General features: G+C 54.2%; 11 protein-coding genes and 3 pseudogenes. All 14 read right to left on the bottom strand.

Going from position 1 to position 15,787, the window contains the following annotated elements; genetic code table 11:
- Positions 1-162 precede the first annotated feature (162 nt).
- A complete protein-coding gene (locus tag C1713_RS02040) occupies positions 163-1,170 on the bottom strand; it encodes an ABC transporter permease (protein WP_102492869.1) in 1,008 nt (335 codons plus the stop codon).
- Entirely contained in the window at positions 1,170-2,186 is a 1,017-nt protein-coding gene (locus C1713_RS02035; protein ID WP_102492868.1) for an ABC transporter permease, read from the bottom strand. Before C1713_RS02035 ends, C1713_RS02040 begins: the two co-directional genes overlap by 1 nt.
- Positions 2,183-3,685, bottom strand: coding sequence for a sugar ABC transporter ATP-binding protein (locus C1713_RS02030; protein ID WP_102492867.1), 1,503 nt, complete (start codon positions 3,683-3,685; stop codon positions 2,183-2,185). The genes C1713_RS02035 and C1713_RS02030 overlap by 4 nt, the downstream gene beginning before the upstream one ends.
- A 90-nt stretch (positions 3,686-3,775) precedes the next feature.
- Positions 3,776-4,858 carry an autoinducer 2 ABC transporter substrate-binding protein gene (locus tag C1713_RS02025; protein ID WP_102492866.1) on the bottom strand — a complete coding sequence of 361 codons (1,083 nt, stop codon included), beginning with the start codon at positions 4,856-4,858 and terminating at the stop codon, positions 3,776-3,778.
- A gap of 46 nt (positions 4,859-4,904) precedes the next feature.
- Positions 4,905-5,351, bottom strand: coding sequence for an RbsD/FucU family protein (locus C1713_RS02020; RefSeq protein ID WP_102492865.1), 447 nt, complete (start codon positions 5,349-5,351; stop codon positions 4,905-4,907).
- A gap of 45 nt (positions 5,352-5,396) precedes the next feature.
- Entirely contained in the window at positions 5,397-5,960 is a 564-nt protein-coding gene (locus C1713_RS02015) for an SIS domain-containing protein (RefSeq protein ID WP_102492864.1), read from the bottom strand.
- Between the two features lie 5 nt (positions 5,961-5,965).
- The gene (locus tag C1713_RS02010) at positions 5,966-7,003 is read right to left on the bottom strand and encodes a LacI family DNA-binding transcriptional regulator (RefSeq protein ID WP_102492863.1); all 1,038 of its coding nucleotides are present in this window, start codon (positions 7,001-7,003) and stop codon (positions 5,966-5,968) included.
- A 163-nt stretch (positions 7,004-7,166) separates the two neighbouring features.
- Positions 7,167-8,093, bottom strand: coding sequence for a ribokinase (gene rbsK, locus C1713_RS02005; RefSeq protein ID WP_102492862.1), 927 nt, complete (start codon positions 8,091-8,093; stop codon positions 7,167-7,169).
- Between the two features lie 5 nt (positions 8,094-8,098).
- On the bottom strand, positions 8,099-8,749 hold the full coding sequence (gene deoC, locus C1713_RS02000; RefSeq protein ID WP_102492861.1) for a deoxyribose-phosphate aldolase: 651 nt from the start codon (positions 8,747-8,749) through the stop codon (positions 8,099-8,101).
- A 177-nt stretch (positions 8,750-8,926) separates the two neighbouring features.
- Entirely contained in the window at positions 8,927-10,531 is a 1,605-nt protein-coding gene (locus tag C1713_RS01995; protein ID WP_102492860.1) for a xylulokinase, read from the bottom strand.
- Between the two features lie 902 nt (positions 10,532-11,433).
- Positions 11,434-11,574, bottom strand: a pseudogene (locus tag C1713_RS01985) (deoxyribose-phosphate aldolase); the annotation flags it as partial.
- Positions 11,575-11,609: 35 nt separating this feature from the next.
- Positions 11,610-12,617: an SEC-C metal-binding domain-containing protein gene (locus C1713_RS12290; protein WP_170950747.1), complete on the bottom strand. Its 1,008-nt coding sequence runs from the start codon at positions 12,615-12,617 to the stop codon at positions 11,610-11,612.
- 1,752 nt (positions 12,618-14,369) lie between these two features.
- A pseudogene (locus C1713_RS12640) lies at positions 14,370-14,963 on the bottom strand (methyl-accepting chemotaxis protein); the annotation flags it as partial.
- A gap of 222 nt (positions 14,964-15,185) precedes the next feature.
- Positions 15,186-15,563, bottom strand: a pseudogene (locus tag C1713_RS12635) (cache domain-containing protein); the annotation flags it as partial.
- Positions 15,564-15,787: the final 224 nt, after the last annotated feature.

Here is a 15,787-nt window from a genome sequence, read left to right as displayed (position 1 = left end):
ATGGAAAACCGGACACCGTATACGAGCCTGTGTCAGTTGTTTCATCGAAGTACGAAAAGTTGTGCCAAAAAAGCTTGAATTCCTTAGTCAATATACAAAGAAGCACTCTGCATGATGAAAACTCTCATCATGCAGAGTGCTTCTTTGTTCTTTATTTATCCTTTAATTCTGACTAGCCTTCTTCTTCTCACGCTCATTGACAATGTAGTTATAGATGAGGACGAAGATGAGCAGCCCGCCCCAGATGATCTGGCGATAGAAGTTCGAGATGCTCTCATACATATTGAGCCAGCTCGATATCATCTGGACGATTAGGATGGCAACGATGACCCCCTTCATGTTGCCCTTGCCGCCGTAGGGATCAACACCGCCAAGCACGGCGATCAGGATCGCCTCCATCAGATAGGACGCACCGTAGTCCGCCTTTGCAGAGTTGAACCGCCCGAGCATAATCAGCCCCGCAGCTGCACTCAGAAGTCCGCTGACCATGTAATTGGCGAGATAGAGACGCATATTGTTAAAGCCAGAGAACGTCGATGCCTTTACGCTTGTCCCCAGCATACGCAGCTTATAACCAAGTGTCGTACGCTCCATAACAAAGGCCGATGCGAGCGCAAGGATGACGAAAATGATAAAAGGCGTTGGTATCCCGAGAACCTTCGCCGACATTGCCCCAGCAATCTGCGGCGGAAGACCTCCAAGCGTACTGCCGTTCGTCAGCACAATCGCCGTCCCCATAAAGAGTGCCTGCGTGCCGAGTGTCGCGAGAATCGGTGTAATGCCGACTGCACCGATCAGGAACCCATTGATGGCTCCGCAGAACATCCCGAAGAGAAGCGCCCCCACGCACGCGGCAAGGATGAGTAGGGTCACTGTAGATTCTGATGTATCAGGCGTAATCAATGCTGGCAACACCTTTGCCACAAGGACGGCAGAGAGATTCGCCACGGCAACAACACTGAGGTCAATTCCTGCCGTATAGAGCGTAAATGCCATGGCAATGGCGAGGAGGCCGAACTCCGGAAACTGTTTTCCCATGGACTGAAAATTTGACACACTCAGAAAGAGGGTTCCTTTGAGTACCGTACAAAAAGCAAAAACCACGAGAAACACGATCATCAGGCGCATGAGATTCTTATCCCTGCGGAAGACTTGACGTAAAACATCCATCACGATTCCCCCCCCTTCGCATCCGATACATGGACCGTGAGTTTACGCTCATTTCTCCGTGCCTGCAGAGCAGAGATCGCCGTACCGAGAATGATGACTGCACCTGTAAACACTTTCTGCCATGTAGTGGATACATCGAGAAGAATCAGACTATTGTCCATGACCGTGAGGAGCGCCATGCCGAGCATCGCACCCCACACCGTCCCTTTGCCCCCTTCCATGCGAACGCCGCCCAGCACACATGCAGCGATAACAGTCAGTTCGAGGCCCTCGAGGTTGTTCGGATGAACGGCGAGCAGCATGGTTGAACGGAGTACACCGATAAGTCCCGCCATGCAGCCCGAAAACGCATAAATGAACACAATGGTCTTAAATACGTGGAATCCCGCGCGCTGCGCTGCACGGACATCTCCGCCAATCGCATAGATACCACGACCAAGCATGGTGCGCTCGAGGATAAACCACCCGATAAAAATAAGCAGCACCATGAGAATAATCCCGACTGGCATATCCGACGTGAGTCCTGAGACGGGATTCGTCACCGACAGCAGTTTCATCTGACCGAGCTCATAGAGCGGCTGGCACAGCGGATACTCACGCGACTTAAAGACCCCCTGCATGATGCCGAAGCAGATACTGCTCGTTCCCAGTGTCACAATGAGTGCGGGAAACCGAAACCGCGCAATGATAAAGCCGTTGACAAGTCCCACACAGAGCCCAATAAGCATCGCCGCCGCAAAGAACAGCAGGGGATTATCCGTCACATGCTCGAGCTGCGAACAGACAATGAACATCGCCATCGATGCAATCGCAGGAAATGAGACATCCACTCCGCCCGTAATAATGACGAACATCTCACCGATGCAGAACATCGCAGGTACGGAAAACGCGCGCAGGAGATCCACCGCATTGTTCCCCGTGAAGAACTGCCCGCTCTTTATCTGAACCAATAGGCAGAGCAAAATCAACACAATACCGACGTAAAACTCTGTCGATGTAAATATCCGCTTCCTCATGCGGCATCCCCTCCTTGATGGGCAAGGCCAGCAAGTGTATTCTCGTCCAGCTCCTGCGTTGATAACGCAACGGCAAGCCGCCCCTGCTGCATCACCATCACGCGATTACAATTCGTCAGAATCTCCGGCAGATCATCCGAGATGATCAGCACAGTGAGCCCCTCCTTCGCCAGTTTACGCACGCGTTCATAGATATCGAACTTCGCACCGATGTCCACACCAACCGTCGGTCCATTAAGGATAAGCACATTCAGATGGATGGCAAGCCACTTTGCTAAGACGCATTTCTGCTGGTTGCCGCCTGAGAGCGTACCGACCGGCGCCTCAACATCGTGCAGAGCGATCGAGAGTTCCTTCTCCCAATAATGCGCCATCTCTTCAATTCTCTGTTGATCCACTGCTCCCAGTACATTGGCGTACTCGTCCCATTTCTCTGTCGAGATATTATCCGCAATCGATTGACTCAAAAAGAGGCCTTCTGTCACGCGATCAGGAGGCAAATAGCCGATCCCATTCTTTATGGCATCGCGAATACATTTAATTTCTATTTTTTCGCCATTTATTCGTATTTCTCCGCTTTGTGGGCGATGGTAGCCAAAAAGAGCTTCCGCGAGCTCTGTCCGCCCCGAGCCGAGAAGCCCCGTAATACCGACAATCTCCCCCTTTTTCAGAGAAAAACTCACATCGCGGAAACCGTTGTCGAGGCTGAGATTTTTTACCTCGAGAACCGTAGGGGCACCATTGTCCTGATAGGTAAAATGTTTCGTGACAATCTCACGCCCGGTCATATAATATGTAAATTTATCCTGATCGAGTTCACTCGTCTTCCCCTCCGCAACATTTTTTCCGCTACGGAAGATTGTATAGTGCTCCGCGATCTCGAATACTTCGTCCAGTTTATGGGAGACGAAGAGAATGGCAATGCCGCGCGACTGCAATTCACGAATCAGTCGGAACAGGGTATCCACTTCTTTTTTTGTGAGACCTGTCGTCGGCTCGTCCATGATAATGAGGCGTGCGTCATTGAGCAGTGCACGGCTGATCGCGATCATCTGGCGCATGCCAAAGGTTAGATTCTCCACGAGCTCATCGAGATCTACATCCAAATTGATCTTCGCAAGTGCTGACTGTGCCGTCTGCCGCATCCGCGACTTATTGACGATGCTGCGCCCCGAGGCGACCTCCATATTCAGCGCCAAATTTTCCTGCACTGTGAGATTCGGAAAAAGAGATAAATCCTGATAGATAACCTGGATGCCGCTATTAATTGCTATCTGCGGTGTCATGTAGTCGAACGTCTCGCCGTCGATCTCGAGCACCCCATCATCCGGTGTATAAAATCCCGAAATGACATTAATGATGGTTGACTTTCCACAGCCGTTTTCCCCCGCGAGACAATGAACCTCCCCTTTTCGTATGGAGAGATTGACTCCATCCAGCGCCTTGACGCCACCGAAATATTTTTTGATACCGGTTGCCTTCAGAATATAGTCAGACATCCCCCAGCGCCTCCTTCCAATATATAGGTACATAGAGCAAAAGCGCAGAAGCCCGCCGGGGGACTGCCGCGCCTTCGCTGACACATTTAATTAGAAATTGTAGTTATCGACATTGTCCTTGTTGACTGCAAGCCAGCCGGCCCCCATGAAGAGGTGCGGATTGTCCGGGCTAACCTGCAGATTGTTATAGGACTTCAGGCCGAGATCCATGCCAGCCTGCGGAGTCTTACCCTCAAGAATCTGACGCGCAAGCACGCACATTGCATATCCTGCCTCGGCTGGATCCCAAAGCGTGATGTAGGAAAGTGAGCCGTCCTTGATCAGCGCACGGCACTCATTCGGCATACCAGTGCCGACGACAAAGACCTTGCCCTTCAGGCCGAGCTCGTTGATCGCACGCGCGATACCTGGGGTATCCATCGAACTGGTACCGACAAAACCGGTAACCTCCGGATGAGACTTGATAACCTCCTTCGCGACCTGATATGCCTTCTCCGAGTTGTTCTCCGACTCAACGCGCTTCGGGTTATCGAGGAGCTTCACATCCGGATACTTTGCCATTTGCTGCGCGACCGCACCGTTTGCCCACTCATTCTGCGAGGCATTCGTCAGATGTGCGACCATCGTCGTGTAGATGCCTTTGCCGCCCATCGCTTCCTGCAGCTTGTCCATAATGAACGCACCATAGCCTGCATTATTGAATGCCTCAAGGTCATAATCCGAGTTCTTGCACGTGGAGCCCTCATGCGTAATGACAACGATGCCCTTGTCGCGGGCCTCCTTCAGTACCGGGTCACACGCCGCCGGATCAACAGGGACAACACAGAGGGCGTTGATTCCCTGGTTGATCACATCCTGAATGACCTGTACCTGCTGTGCTGCATCGGTTGCCGCCGGCCCCTTCTGATAGGCGTTGATCCCGGTATCAGCAGCATACTGCTTCACGCCCTCATCCATACGTGCAAACCAGCCGTTGGACGAGTCCTTGACGACAACGGCAATTTTCCAGTCCTTCTTCTCGCCCTGCGTCGCCACATCTGTGGTCTCGACGACGTGCGCAACAGACTTATCTGCGCTGCCCTCCTGCTTTCCACTATCTCCGCCACAGCCGGCGAACGACAGGCAGCAGGTGACGCCGAGTGCCACCGCCAAGAGTTTCTTTTTCACGGTCATGATGAAAACCTCCTCATCTTATTCAGGGGATGCCGGGCGGCGGCCCCTACATAACGCCTTTCTGCAGCAGCACGCAGCCATAGGGCTGTCGCTCTCCTGTGGAGATTGTTACAAAAGACGTCTTTGCCTTATCGTAAAAGCTGAAACGATCGATGAAACCAACACAGGACTCACCCTCCGGCACATGGCGTTTTACCGCTGCAATGAAGTCATCCCATACCTTGGGGCGGCCGATTTCTGCCCGCTTTTCCTCCATGACATCCATAATCTGCACCGGATGTTTTTCATACTCTGTATCGAGCGGCATCAGTGTCAAAATCGCATCCAGCATTTCCGCCGCACCAATGCCGTCCGCATTAATCGTGATTCCATTCCTCGCCATCGACACGGCGGGATAGAAATCGTCTGCAATCACAACAAGATCGCCGTGACCCATGTCTGCGAGAGCCTTCAAAAGATCCGGACCGATACACCTTGGGATACCCTTTAACATAATGTACTACCTCCAATCCAATAGATCTACAAAAGGTGAGGCACACTACTCAATGTTGCGATGACGCGCCTCCATCGTCTGTGGCGTCTCATGCAGGCGCTCCACCAGCAACATGACGATAAGATCAAACAGTAAAAAGAGATGCTGCTCAAAGAGGTTGCCCATCGGCTGCTTTGATGGAATCGTACGCGGGTCATTCCCCTTATATACCATTGCTGGTACAAAGAGGATCGCCTCCGCCTCCGACGGAGTCCTCTCAGCAGGTGCTCCCGTGATGACAAGACGCCGCGCACCGGTTTTCCCCGTCTGATCGAGGAGATAATCAATGTGACCGATTGCACCAGAGCCGTTGACAGCGATGAGAAGATCTCCTGCTCTCATCCCCGGGGTCGTATCGTCCCAGAGCCAATGTACCTCCTTGCCGAGATGCATCAGCCGCATCGCGAAAGCACGCGCAGCGATGCCCTCACGTCCCGCTCCAACGACAAAGATACGCCCTGCCGCCGCAATCTCCACGAGAGCCGTCGCAAGCTGCGTCTGATCCTGCGCCGCGAAAACACTTTCATGCTCGCGGAGCATTAGGCGATAGAGCTCCTCATACTCCTTCATATCGGTCACGCTCCTCTCCATTTTTCTGAACCACGCAGGATGAGATTCGTCGGCAGGAAAATCTCCTGCCGCCTGCGCGCATCTCCTGCATGCTCCGCCTTGTCCTGAATCCGCCGAATCAAGAGATGCATCGCATCTTGTCCCATGCGACATATATCGCGGTCAACGACACTGAGGGCCGTGCCACTGTAATGCAGCATCTCGATCTCATCGAAGCCGATCAGGGAAATATCCTCACCCAACCGCAGCCCACGTTCGTGAAAATAACGGAGACAGCCAAGCGACGTCATGTTATTTGCCGCAAAGACAGCGCTCGGCGGGTCGTTCTGCTCCATGAGTTCATGCATAGCGGCATAAGCACGCTCTCGATGAAAATCGCCCTGCACCACATAGCGCATATCCTGCGGTATATTCCACTTGGCAAGGGCCGCCAGATATCCCATCCACCGTTCACTGCCGGGACGAGAATTCTCCGGGCCACGAATCGTCGCAATGCGGCGATGCCCCTCATGTAAAAGGCAGTCTACCGCATCCATTGCGCCGCGAAAGTCTTCAGAAAAGACACCGTCAAAACGTCCATTCTTTAGGTCACGGTCAATCAAGACGACCGGCACATGCTCCGCCTCAAGGGCAAGCAGCCGCTCACACGTCTTTTCGTTTCCCGCATCCACGGGAATTACGAGAATACCTGCGAGCCGCTCCGTGCGCACCACATCAAAGAAGCGATGCTCTTTTGCCACATTATCATCCGTGCCATACAAGAAAATGTTATAACCACTTTCATCCGCAGCGTGCGTCACGCCACGCAGGAGCTGCGAGAAGAAGGGGTTCTCCATGTCTGGGATCAGAAAGCCAATATTCCCCGTGCGCCCCGTACTCAGCTTGCGTGCCAATGCATTTGGTGTGTAGTCCAATGCATCGATGGCGTGCATGACACGCCGTTTCGTCGCCTCCTTGACATGGGGACTACCGTTGAGCACACGTGAGACGGTCGCCGAGGACACCTGCGCACGGCGAGCAACATCATAGATATTGACGCTCATCGCTGCACCTCCTCCGAAGAATGATTCAAGCGAACGTTGTCTCAGGCATTTCATCGTGCTTAGAGCGTCAATTCCCATATTCTTTCTTGTAAGCGATTACATAATGTATTGTATTTCTTTTCTTTGGAATTGTCAATATAATCTTATCTTTTGATTGTATCTTTCACTGCCTCCCCTGCTGTGCGAGAAACGCCGCAAACGCCGCACGATCCGGATACGACATCTGCGTTCCCTTGCGCGTCACGCTGAGTGCTGCAAACGCACTCGCCTTCCGAATGGCCGCAAGGACGTCTCCATCCTGCACATAGCAGCTGGAAAAACACCCGATAAAGGCATCACCTGCCCCGGAGGTATCGGTCGCATCCACACGGCACGCCGGAACATAGTACTTCTCCGCCTTAGTCATCCAAAGAACGCCGCGCTCCCCGAGGGTGACGATGACATTCTTCAATCCCTTTTCGAGGAGGAATGTCGCCGCGTGCTCGACATCCTCCTGCGTCGCCATCGGCATCTCGGTGAGAATGGCGAGCTCCGTTTCATTCGGCACGAAAAAATCGCAGGCACACACACGGTCGATAGCAAGTTCCTTGGTCGCGGGTGCGGGATTCAGCAGTACCGGAATCCCACTGCGCCGCCCGAGCTCGATCGTATGATAGACCGTCTCGAGTGGGATCTCAAGCTGCAAGATAATCAGCCCACACGACCTGATATTCGCTTCCGCCGCATCCACCTCGGCCGGCGTGAGTGCATTATTCGCCCCCTTGATGATGAGGATGCTGTTCTGTCCATGCTGATCCACAAAGATAGGGGCAACACCGCTGGACATCCCCTCCACTTTCTTGACGTGAGTCGTATCAACGCCGTATATTTGAAAATTACGAATCGTATTATCCGCAAAGATATCCGACCCGACCCGCGAGACCATCATGACATCTGCACCGCACAGAGCAGCGGCAACTGCCTGATTTGCCCCCTTGCCACCGCAGCCCAGCGCAAAGTCGGGCGCCTCCAGCGTTTCCCCCGGGGCGGGCATCCGCGTAATATAGGCCGTCAGATCGACCATGTTAGATCCAACAACAGCGATTTTCATGGCACTCAGCCCTCCCCATTCACGATCTTTACACCACTGCTCGTCCCGAGTCGTGTTGCCCCGGCGGCGACCATCGCCTCGGCATCTGCACGGCTGCGGACGCCGCCCGACGCTTTGACCCCCATCGTGGGGCCAACGGTCTCACGCATCAGTGCGACATCTGCCGCCGTCGCACCACCTGTGGAGAACCCTGTCGAAGTCTTGACAAAGTCCGCCCCTGCCTCCTGGGCGAGGCGGCATGCCGTACGCTTCTCCTCATCGGTCAGAAGGCACGTCTCGATGATAACCTTTGTAAGCGCTTTCTTTTTTACCGCAGCAACAACACCAGAAATATCTGCACGCACATAATCATAGTCCCCATCTTTCAGGCGTCCAACCGGAATCACCATGTCTACCTCTTCTGCGCCGTCCTCGATTGCCTGTCGTGCCTCGAAGGCTTTCACCGTTGTCGGTGTCGCGCCCTGCGGGAAACCAATAACCGTACAAGTCTTGACTCCAGTGCCGCGCAGCTGCTCTGCTGCATAGGACACCCAGATCGGACTGACGCAGACAGAGGCAAAATGATACTGTTTCGCCTCACTGAGCAGCTGATCAATACCAGCTTTTGTTGCATCTGTTCTCAACAGCGTATGGTCGATCATTTTTGCAAAGTCCATAAGTCCCTCCTGCTAATATTAGGAATCTTCAATAACAAAATTCTAGCACTATTTCGGCAACTTGTAAAGAAACCGTTTTCATGGGAGGCAGGATGAATGCAGCAAATCACAGAGAATTTACAACACAAAAAAAGCCACCGTGCGGAAGTCTCTTCTTCGCACGGCAGCCATGCATGCTCATCCGTCGTACGTTAGTGCATTCCCGGCAGCATCCTCGATGGGGAGTGCCGCACGATAACGGGCAATGAACTCCTGCGCGCCGCGCACACCTGCCACGTCGGGGGTCAGCGTCTCTCCGTCTGTCGCCGCGAACACCTCCCGATCCAGAAAATCGGCGAGATCCTCTCCTCTTCCACGAAACGCGTAGAGTGCCAGCACTGCCATTCCCCACGCGCCGCCCTCTGCTGCCGTCTTCATCACCGCCACTGGCACATTGAGCATGTTGGCAAGTACCTGCTGCGCAATGTGCGGCGTGCGAAACAAGCCTCCGTGGGCAATCATGCGCTCCATCCGGATGCCTTCCTCCTGCGTCAGGATATCAAATCCAATCCGCAGTGGGGCAAACGCCGCATAAAGCTGTGTCAATACAAAATTTGCCAACGTGAGTGAGCTTTGCGGCGTGCGGACAAAGAGCGGCCTGCCTTTTTCCGTCCGCGTGAGGTTTTCCCCTGAGAGGAAGCTGTAGTTGAGGAGGCCACCACCACCTGGATCCGCCTGTTCCACCTGCTGAAATAACTTTTGATATAACGTATCAGCAGAGACGGGCTGCCCCACCACTGTGACAATCTCCGAAAAAAGACCGAACCATGCGTTGATATCCGATGTGCAGTTGTTGCTATGCACCATTGCCGTCGGCTTCCCGTTCGGCGTCATGACGATATCAACGTCCCGATAAACCTTTTGAAACGGCCGCTCCAGCACATTCATCGAGAAAATGGACGTACCAACGGAGATATTGCCCGTCCGCTCACGGATGCTGTTCGTGGCAATCATTCCCGTGCCCGCATCGCCTTCCGGAGGGCACATGGGGCAGCCCGCCATAAGAGTACCGCTCTCATCCAGAAGTGCCGCCCCCTCGGACGTGAGTTTACCTGCTGCCCGCCCTGCCATGAGTACACACGGCAGGATGTCATCCAGCTTTTTATGAAGTGCCGCCGCTGCCGGAAGTCCGGAAAATATTTCCAGCATACGCGCATCGTACGTCTCTGTCGTGGGGTCGATAGGGAACATGCCAGATGCATCGTCGATGCCGAGCACCTTTTCGCCGGACAGCTGCCAATGGATATAGCCGGAGAGCGTCGTCATATAGTCGACCTGCGCCACATGCATCTCGCCAGACAGCAGCGCCTGATAGAGGTGCGCCACACTCCACCGTTCGGGAACGTTGAACGAAAACGCGCGGGTAAGCGCCTCTGCGGCCTCTCCCGTCGTATTATTCCGCCACGTCCGAAAAGGAACAAGCAGATCTCCTGCCGTATCAAAAGCGAGATACCCGTGCATCATTCCGCTAATTCCCATCGCTGCAACATGCTGAATGGATACTCGGTACCGCTCTTCCACACACTGTCGGAGATCCGTATATGCACTGCGCAGGCCGCGCCAGATCTCATCCTGATGATAGGACCAATACCGTCCATCAAAATGATTCTCCCACGCATAACTCCCCTGTGCAATCACATTGCATTTTGCATCAATCAGAACGGCTTTGATCCGTGTCGAGCCCAACTCGATGCCCAAAAAGGCCTCACCATTACGCACGATTCCTGCTGCTGTCATATCCATTGACCGCGCCTCCTCATCTATGCTGGGTCCCCTGCTCTGAAGTACGTCAAAACACTTCCGTATGATATTGGGTCTTATCATTATGGTACGCAACCTTATCCATGTCAACCCCAAATACGCTCATATAAAAAGATTAAGTCATGGTATGATCAGCATACATTTACACCATCGACTTGATCGCGAAGAAAAAAATGAAACACGCATATTATTCCGGTTCAATCTCATCATTTCTTGTGAAAACCGAAGATCATATTCTTGGTCAGCTCATAGTCGCGGATGAACATCAGACAGAGGACCAATAAAAGAACGCATGACGCGCTGAAATCCAGATCTTAAAGGACCTGCTCATGCCGTTTACCGACAGAGAGATTGCCTTTGAGCTCAGCATACCGCGCAGTGTACGATATATCTCGTAACGATGCTGGCGCATCGAATTCGATGAATACGACAACGGCCATTGGACAGGTCATGGACGCCTGTAAAGAGTTGCGCAGGAAGGCATTTGCTTTGTGACCGGTGTCCCCTGCGCTGGAAAAACACTCGCAGGCCTCAATATTGCCAACGCACGTCCATCGGCTCAGCGCAGAGGAACATGCTGTTTTCCTCTCCGGGAATGGTACTCTAGTTGCCGTTCTACAAGAAGAACCACCCGTGATCGCGTGCAGGCACAGGAAAAAGAGAGTACCCGATTTTAATCACTGAATTCGAAGAACTTAATATGATAAAACATAGGTGTGAAAATTACTACATCAATAGATCTCTGTGCAATATCCTAACCCATTCCGCTTCGTACTCCTTCCCCCTATCTCAAAAGAGGCTGTGGCACAAAGTCCGAATAATCTTTTGCCACAGCCTCTACCAGATTTACTGCCGTCCCCCCTGCCTACTGACAATCTTTACGCCGCTGCATAGGACACCCAAATCGGGCTGACGCAGACGGAGGCGAAATGATACTGTTTTGCCTCGCTGAGCAGCTGGTCGATACCGGCTCTCGTCGCATCCGTTTTCAGCAGCGTGTGATCGATCATTGTTGCAACGTCCATGTGTTCCTCCTGTCGATATGAAAAGTTTTTTCAGCTCACCGTCCGCAGCACTTCTTATATTTTTTCCCGCTCCCACAGGGGCAGGGATCGTTGCGGCCGACCTTCTCCTTCCCTGCGGCGAGTCCAAGCTCTGCCGCGACGCGCTCCAGCTCCTCCAAAAATGCCGTGCGCACGCTCTCATGGGGGAATTCCTGCGTCCGGAACTGCTCGCGCAGCTCCTCCACTGTCATCGTCCCGCGCGCGAGTGCTTCGCGCATCCGCGGGCCGATGCTCGCCGTCTGCCGCTGCGTGAAGTCATGCGGCATCAAGGCGGAAAGCTCGGCCGGCGTATGGCCGCGATTGGAAAACAGACGCGCGTGGTTGGTGTAGTCCACGCAAAGCGCGACAAATTCCTCGACCTCGCTGTCACGCTTCATGACAAGCCCCCACTCCTCCGCCGCGCCGAGGAGGAGGTGAACATCGCCATCGACGCGCACGTCGAAAAAGACCTCCCAGAGTGCGCGCTCTCGCTCGCCTAGGTACCAGTTCTTCGGCATCCGTTTCATCAGAAAGGCCGCGAGCTTTTTCTGCCACGGCGTCGCCTCGACGTACCGCCAATCCGCATAGTACAGCATCTCTTCCTGTGTCGCAGGCACATAGAGCGGCTTTCCCCGCTGCCAGTTGAGCATATCGGCATACCCCTCGTCCGTATCGAACAGGATACCGCTGATGATGCTGCGCTCCTGCGGCGTGTGCGGCGGTTCATCCGCAAAGCACTCGTCCAGCCCCATGATGTCATAGCCCTCATCCTCATGGCGTGCCAGCTCGGCAAACGTCCAGAACTGCTCCTCCGTAATCGCGCCACGCGGATGATACGCATGAATCAGCTTCCATGCCTCCGCCAGCGAAATCGTGCCATAGAGATTCGCCATCGCGCAGAAATAGTTGCGGAGCAGGTACGACTTGCGGTCGGGCAGCCCTGCCGCACGGTACATCTTGTTCAGGCGTCTCCGGTCATACGTCTCGGGGAACTGAATGAACCGCTGTTTGTTTTCGTTTTCCATGGTACCTCCCTCGCGGATGGCAGAATATAGGAATTGCTGATAAAATGAGGTCTGCCAAATTGGCGTAGATTTTTTGTCCGATTGAGGCAGCAAACCGGACGCATAGCGAGGGCTATGTGGAGGATTTGCTAACGAAAAGCGGGCGAAAAGATGCGTCAAGATGGTTGTGCCGAATTTATCAGTGCTTCCTATACATCGAGCTGTATGTTTTTACAACTTCTTTCACCTACATATTACGTTGCTTTTGCAGCACTGTCAAAGAAAATTTACAGGCAAGCGATCCGCCGCACCGCGTTCCTGTCACCGCTGTTCTTCAGTTGAAAAAATGCCCCCCTCCCGCTATAATAAAAGGAGAATTCATCAGCAAAAAGGAGTGCTCACATGGAAGAACTCACCCTCAAATACGGCTGCAATCCGAACCAGGTGCCCGCACGTGTCTTTGCCGACGGCGGACTGCCCTTTACCGTACTGAACGGACGGCCGGGCTACATCAATCTGCTCGACGCACTGAACAGCTGGCAGCTCGTGCGCGAGCTGAAGGCGATGGCGGGGCTGCCCTTCTTACCCTCTCGCTTGGGCAAAAAAACAGGTTCCTCCCCGCCCCCGGGGGGGGGGGGAAAACGTCCTCCACCGCCCCCGCGCGAAAGCTCGGGAGAAGCACAGGCTCGACCCCAGGCCCCATTTATACTTTCACTGATGCTCCAATCTTGATTGACTTGCTTTTCCTACAACTAATTTTACTCTGTGTTGTCTCTCTGTCAGATTGTTATCTATCTGTATGTGTGTCTCATTTATCTGCCTATTTGTACTAGTATTTTTCTTTTTTTTTTTTTTGTTTTTTTTTTTTTTTTTTTTTTTTTTTTTTTTTTTTAATGATACGGCGACCACCGAGATCTACACTCTTTCCCTACACGACGCTCTTCCGATCTCTGCTCGAATGTGTATAAGAGACAGATCTGGTCCTCCAAATGGATGAGAGCTACACGCCGGCCGCAATCGAGCGCAAGGACGTGTACGGCGTCACGTTCGAGCAGCAGCGCAACGATGTGAAGATCACGGAGGACTGTCTCACGGATCGCCCGACGGCGAACAAGGACATCCCCGCTGCCGCCCGCCGCGACCTCCTGCTCGCACTCATCACGCTGAAATACACGCAGTCGAACTCCGTCTGCTACACGATGGACGGACAGGCGATCGGCGTCGGCGCGGGACAGCAGTCGCGCGTCCACTGCACGCGCCTCGCGGGCAACAAGGCGGACATCTGGCAGCTGCGCCAGAGCCCGCAGGTGCTCGCACTCCCGTTCCGTGACGATGTGCGCCGTCCCGACCGCGACAACGCGATCGACGTCTACGTCGCGGGCGACGAGGACGACTACGCCCTGCTCGCGGCGGACTGGCAGCGGCTCTTTACGGAAAAGCCCGCGCCCTTTACACGCGAGGAGAAACGCGCCTACCTCCGCACGGTCACGGGTGTCGCGCTCGGCTCGGACGCGTTCTTCCCGTTCGGCGACAACGTGGAGCGTGCTCATCAGAGCGGCGTCTCCTACATCGCGCAGAGCGGCGGCTCGATCCGCGACGACAACGTCATCGCGACCTGCGACAAATACGGTATTGCTATGGCAATGACCCACATCCGCCTCTTCCATCACTGAGGAGGAACGCTCCACGGGGCTGAAATACAGACGGGACTGCAGTACGAATTCGAAAATGTCGTACCGCAGTCCCGTTTATGATGGACAAACGCCATGACGATTATACGTCAAATGCCTCAATCTGTTCCTGGATGGCGCGCACCGCCTCAGCGAGCTCACGTGCCACATCTGCCATGCCGTTGATATCGCTTGTCTGCTGCTGGATGCTTGCCGCCATTTCCTGCGTGCTTGCGGCACTGTTCTGCGCCCCGTCCGCGAGTGAGGAGACGAGCGGCGTAATCTCCTTGACGTTGGCAAAGATGGCCGACATCGACGACTCGAGTGCCGCTGTCGCGTGTTCTAGTCTCTCAATGGAGGCCGCGATGCTCATGTAGTTGCTGCGCGTCGAGCCGATGGCCTCCGTCTGCACCGTCACGGTGCGCTCCACATCCTGAATCCCCGCAACGGCGTTCTCCGAGTTGTGTGTCAGCTCCGCGATGATCTCCTTGATATCCTTGGTAAAGCTGCTCGACTGGTCGGCGAGCTTGCGGATCTCATCCGCAACCACGGCAAATCCGCGCCCCGTTTCTCCGGCACGTGCCGCCTCGATGGCAGCGTTCAGTGCAAGCAGGCGCGTCTGCTCGGCAATGGACTCGATCATCGTACTCGCCTCGCCGATCTTGCCGGCACTCTCGTTGTTTTCGTTGACGAGGCGCGTAATTGCCGCGATGTTGGCGTTTGCCCGCTCCGTCTCCTCCAGGAGGTCATGCACCACTGCCGTACCGTGCTCCTTTTCGTCGGCGACGCGCGCGCTCACCTCTTTCAGATCACGGAGCAGCCCCTCATACATTGCTGCACGGCTTTCCTCACTGCGCTCCGCAAGATATGCATCGATGTTGTCCACGTAGTTGCCCGTCGAGATCACCCAGTTCCACGGAGCGAATTTCAGCGAGTAGGCACGTTTCGGCGAGAGCTGCCCCGTCCCGACGTTCTCCGGCTTTTCCCACATGAAATTACTGTACCTGCTTCCGTCGTTCGCTGCTGCGATAAGATTGCGGATGACATAGTTGCCGTCGGGGTCACGGTCGTCTCTGCGATCCGTGCCCTCCTTGTTTTCCAAAAATGGATGCGCGATCAGCCGGCAGTCTGTGTCGTCAATCCAGAAGTATCCGCTGCCGTCCGCTCCATAGCGCAGCTTTTTCACACGGGCAATCGCCTCTGCCTTTGCCTCATCCTGCGTCAGCCGTCCGTCCCGGTACATATCGTAGGCGCTCTGCACCTCACTGCGTGCGAGCTCCGTCGCGACGCCGATCATATTGTCGTAGTCCGTGTACAGCATCGTACGGAATTGCTCATGCGTATGGCGATCACGCATATCTGCCATGATGAGCAGCAGCACGATGATGAGCACCGACAGCGCAATCACCGGCGCCATCAGCGCCAGCATGAATTAACTCCGCAAAGATTTCATTTTTACAGCCCTTTCTCTCTCGTGCGTCCCTTATATTAGAAGTTCGCGCGCTGCGGCAAAAATCCTCT

The sequence above is a fragment of the Centipeda felix genome (assembly GCF_900186465.1).
GTDB classification, from domain to species: domain Bacteria; phylum Bacillota; class Negativicutes; order Selenomonadales; family Selenomonadaceae; genus Centipeda; species Centipeda felix.
The sequence above is the reverse complement of the archived record's forward strand: the minus strand, read 5'-3'. Positions and strand labels throughout refer to the sequence as shown.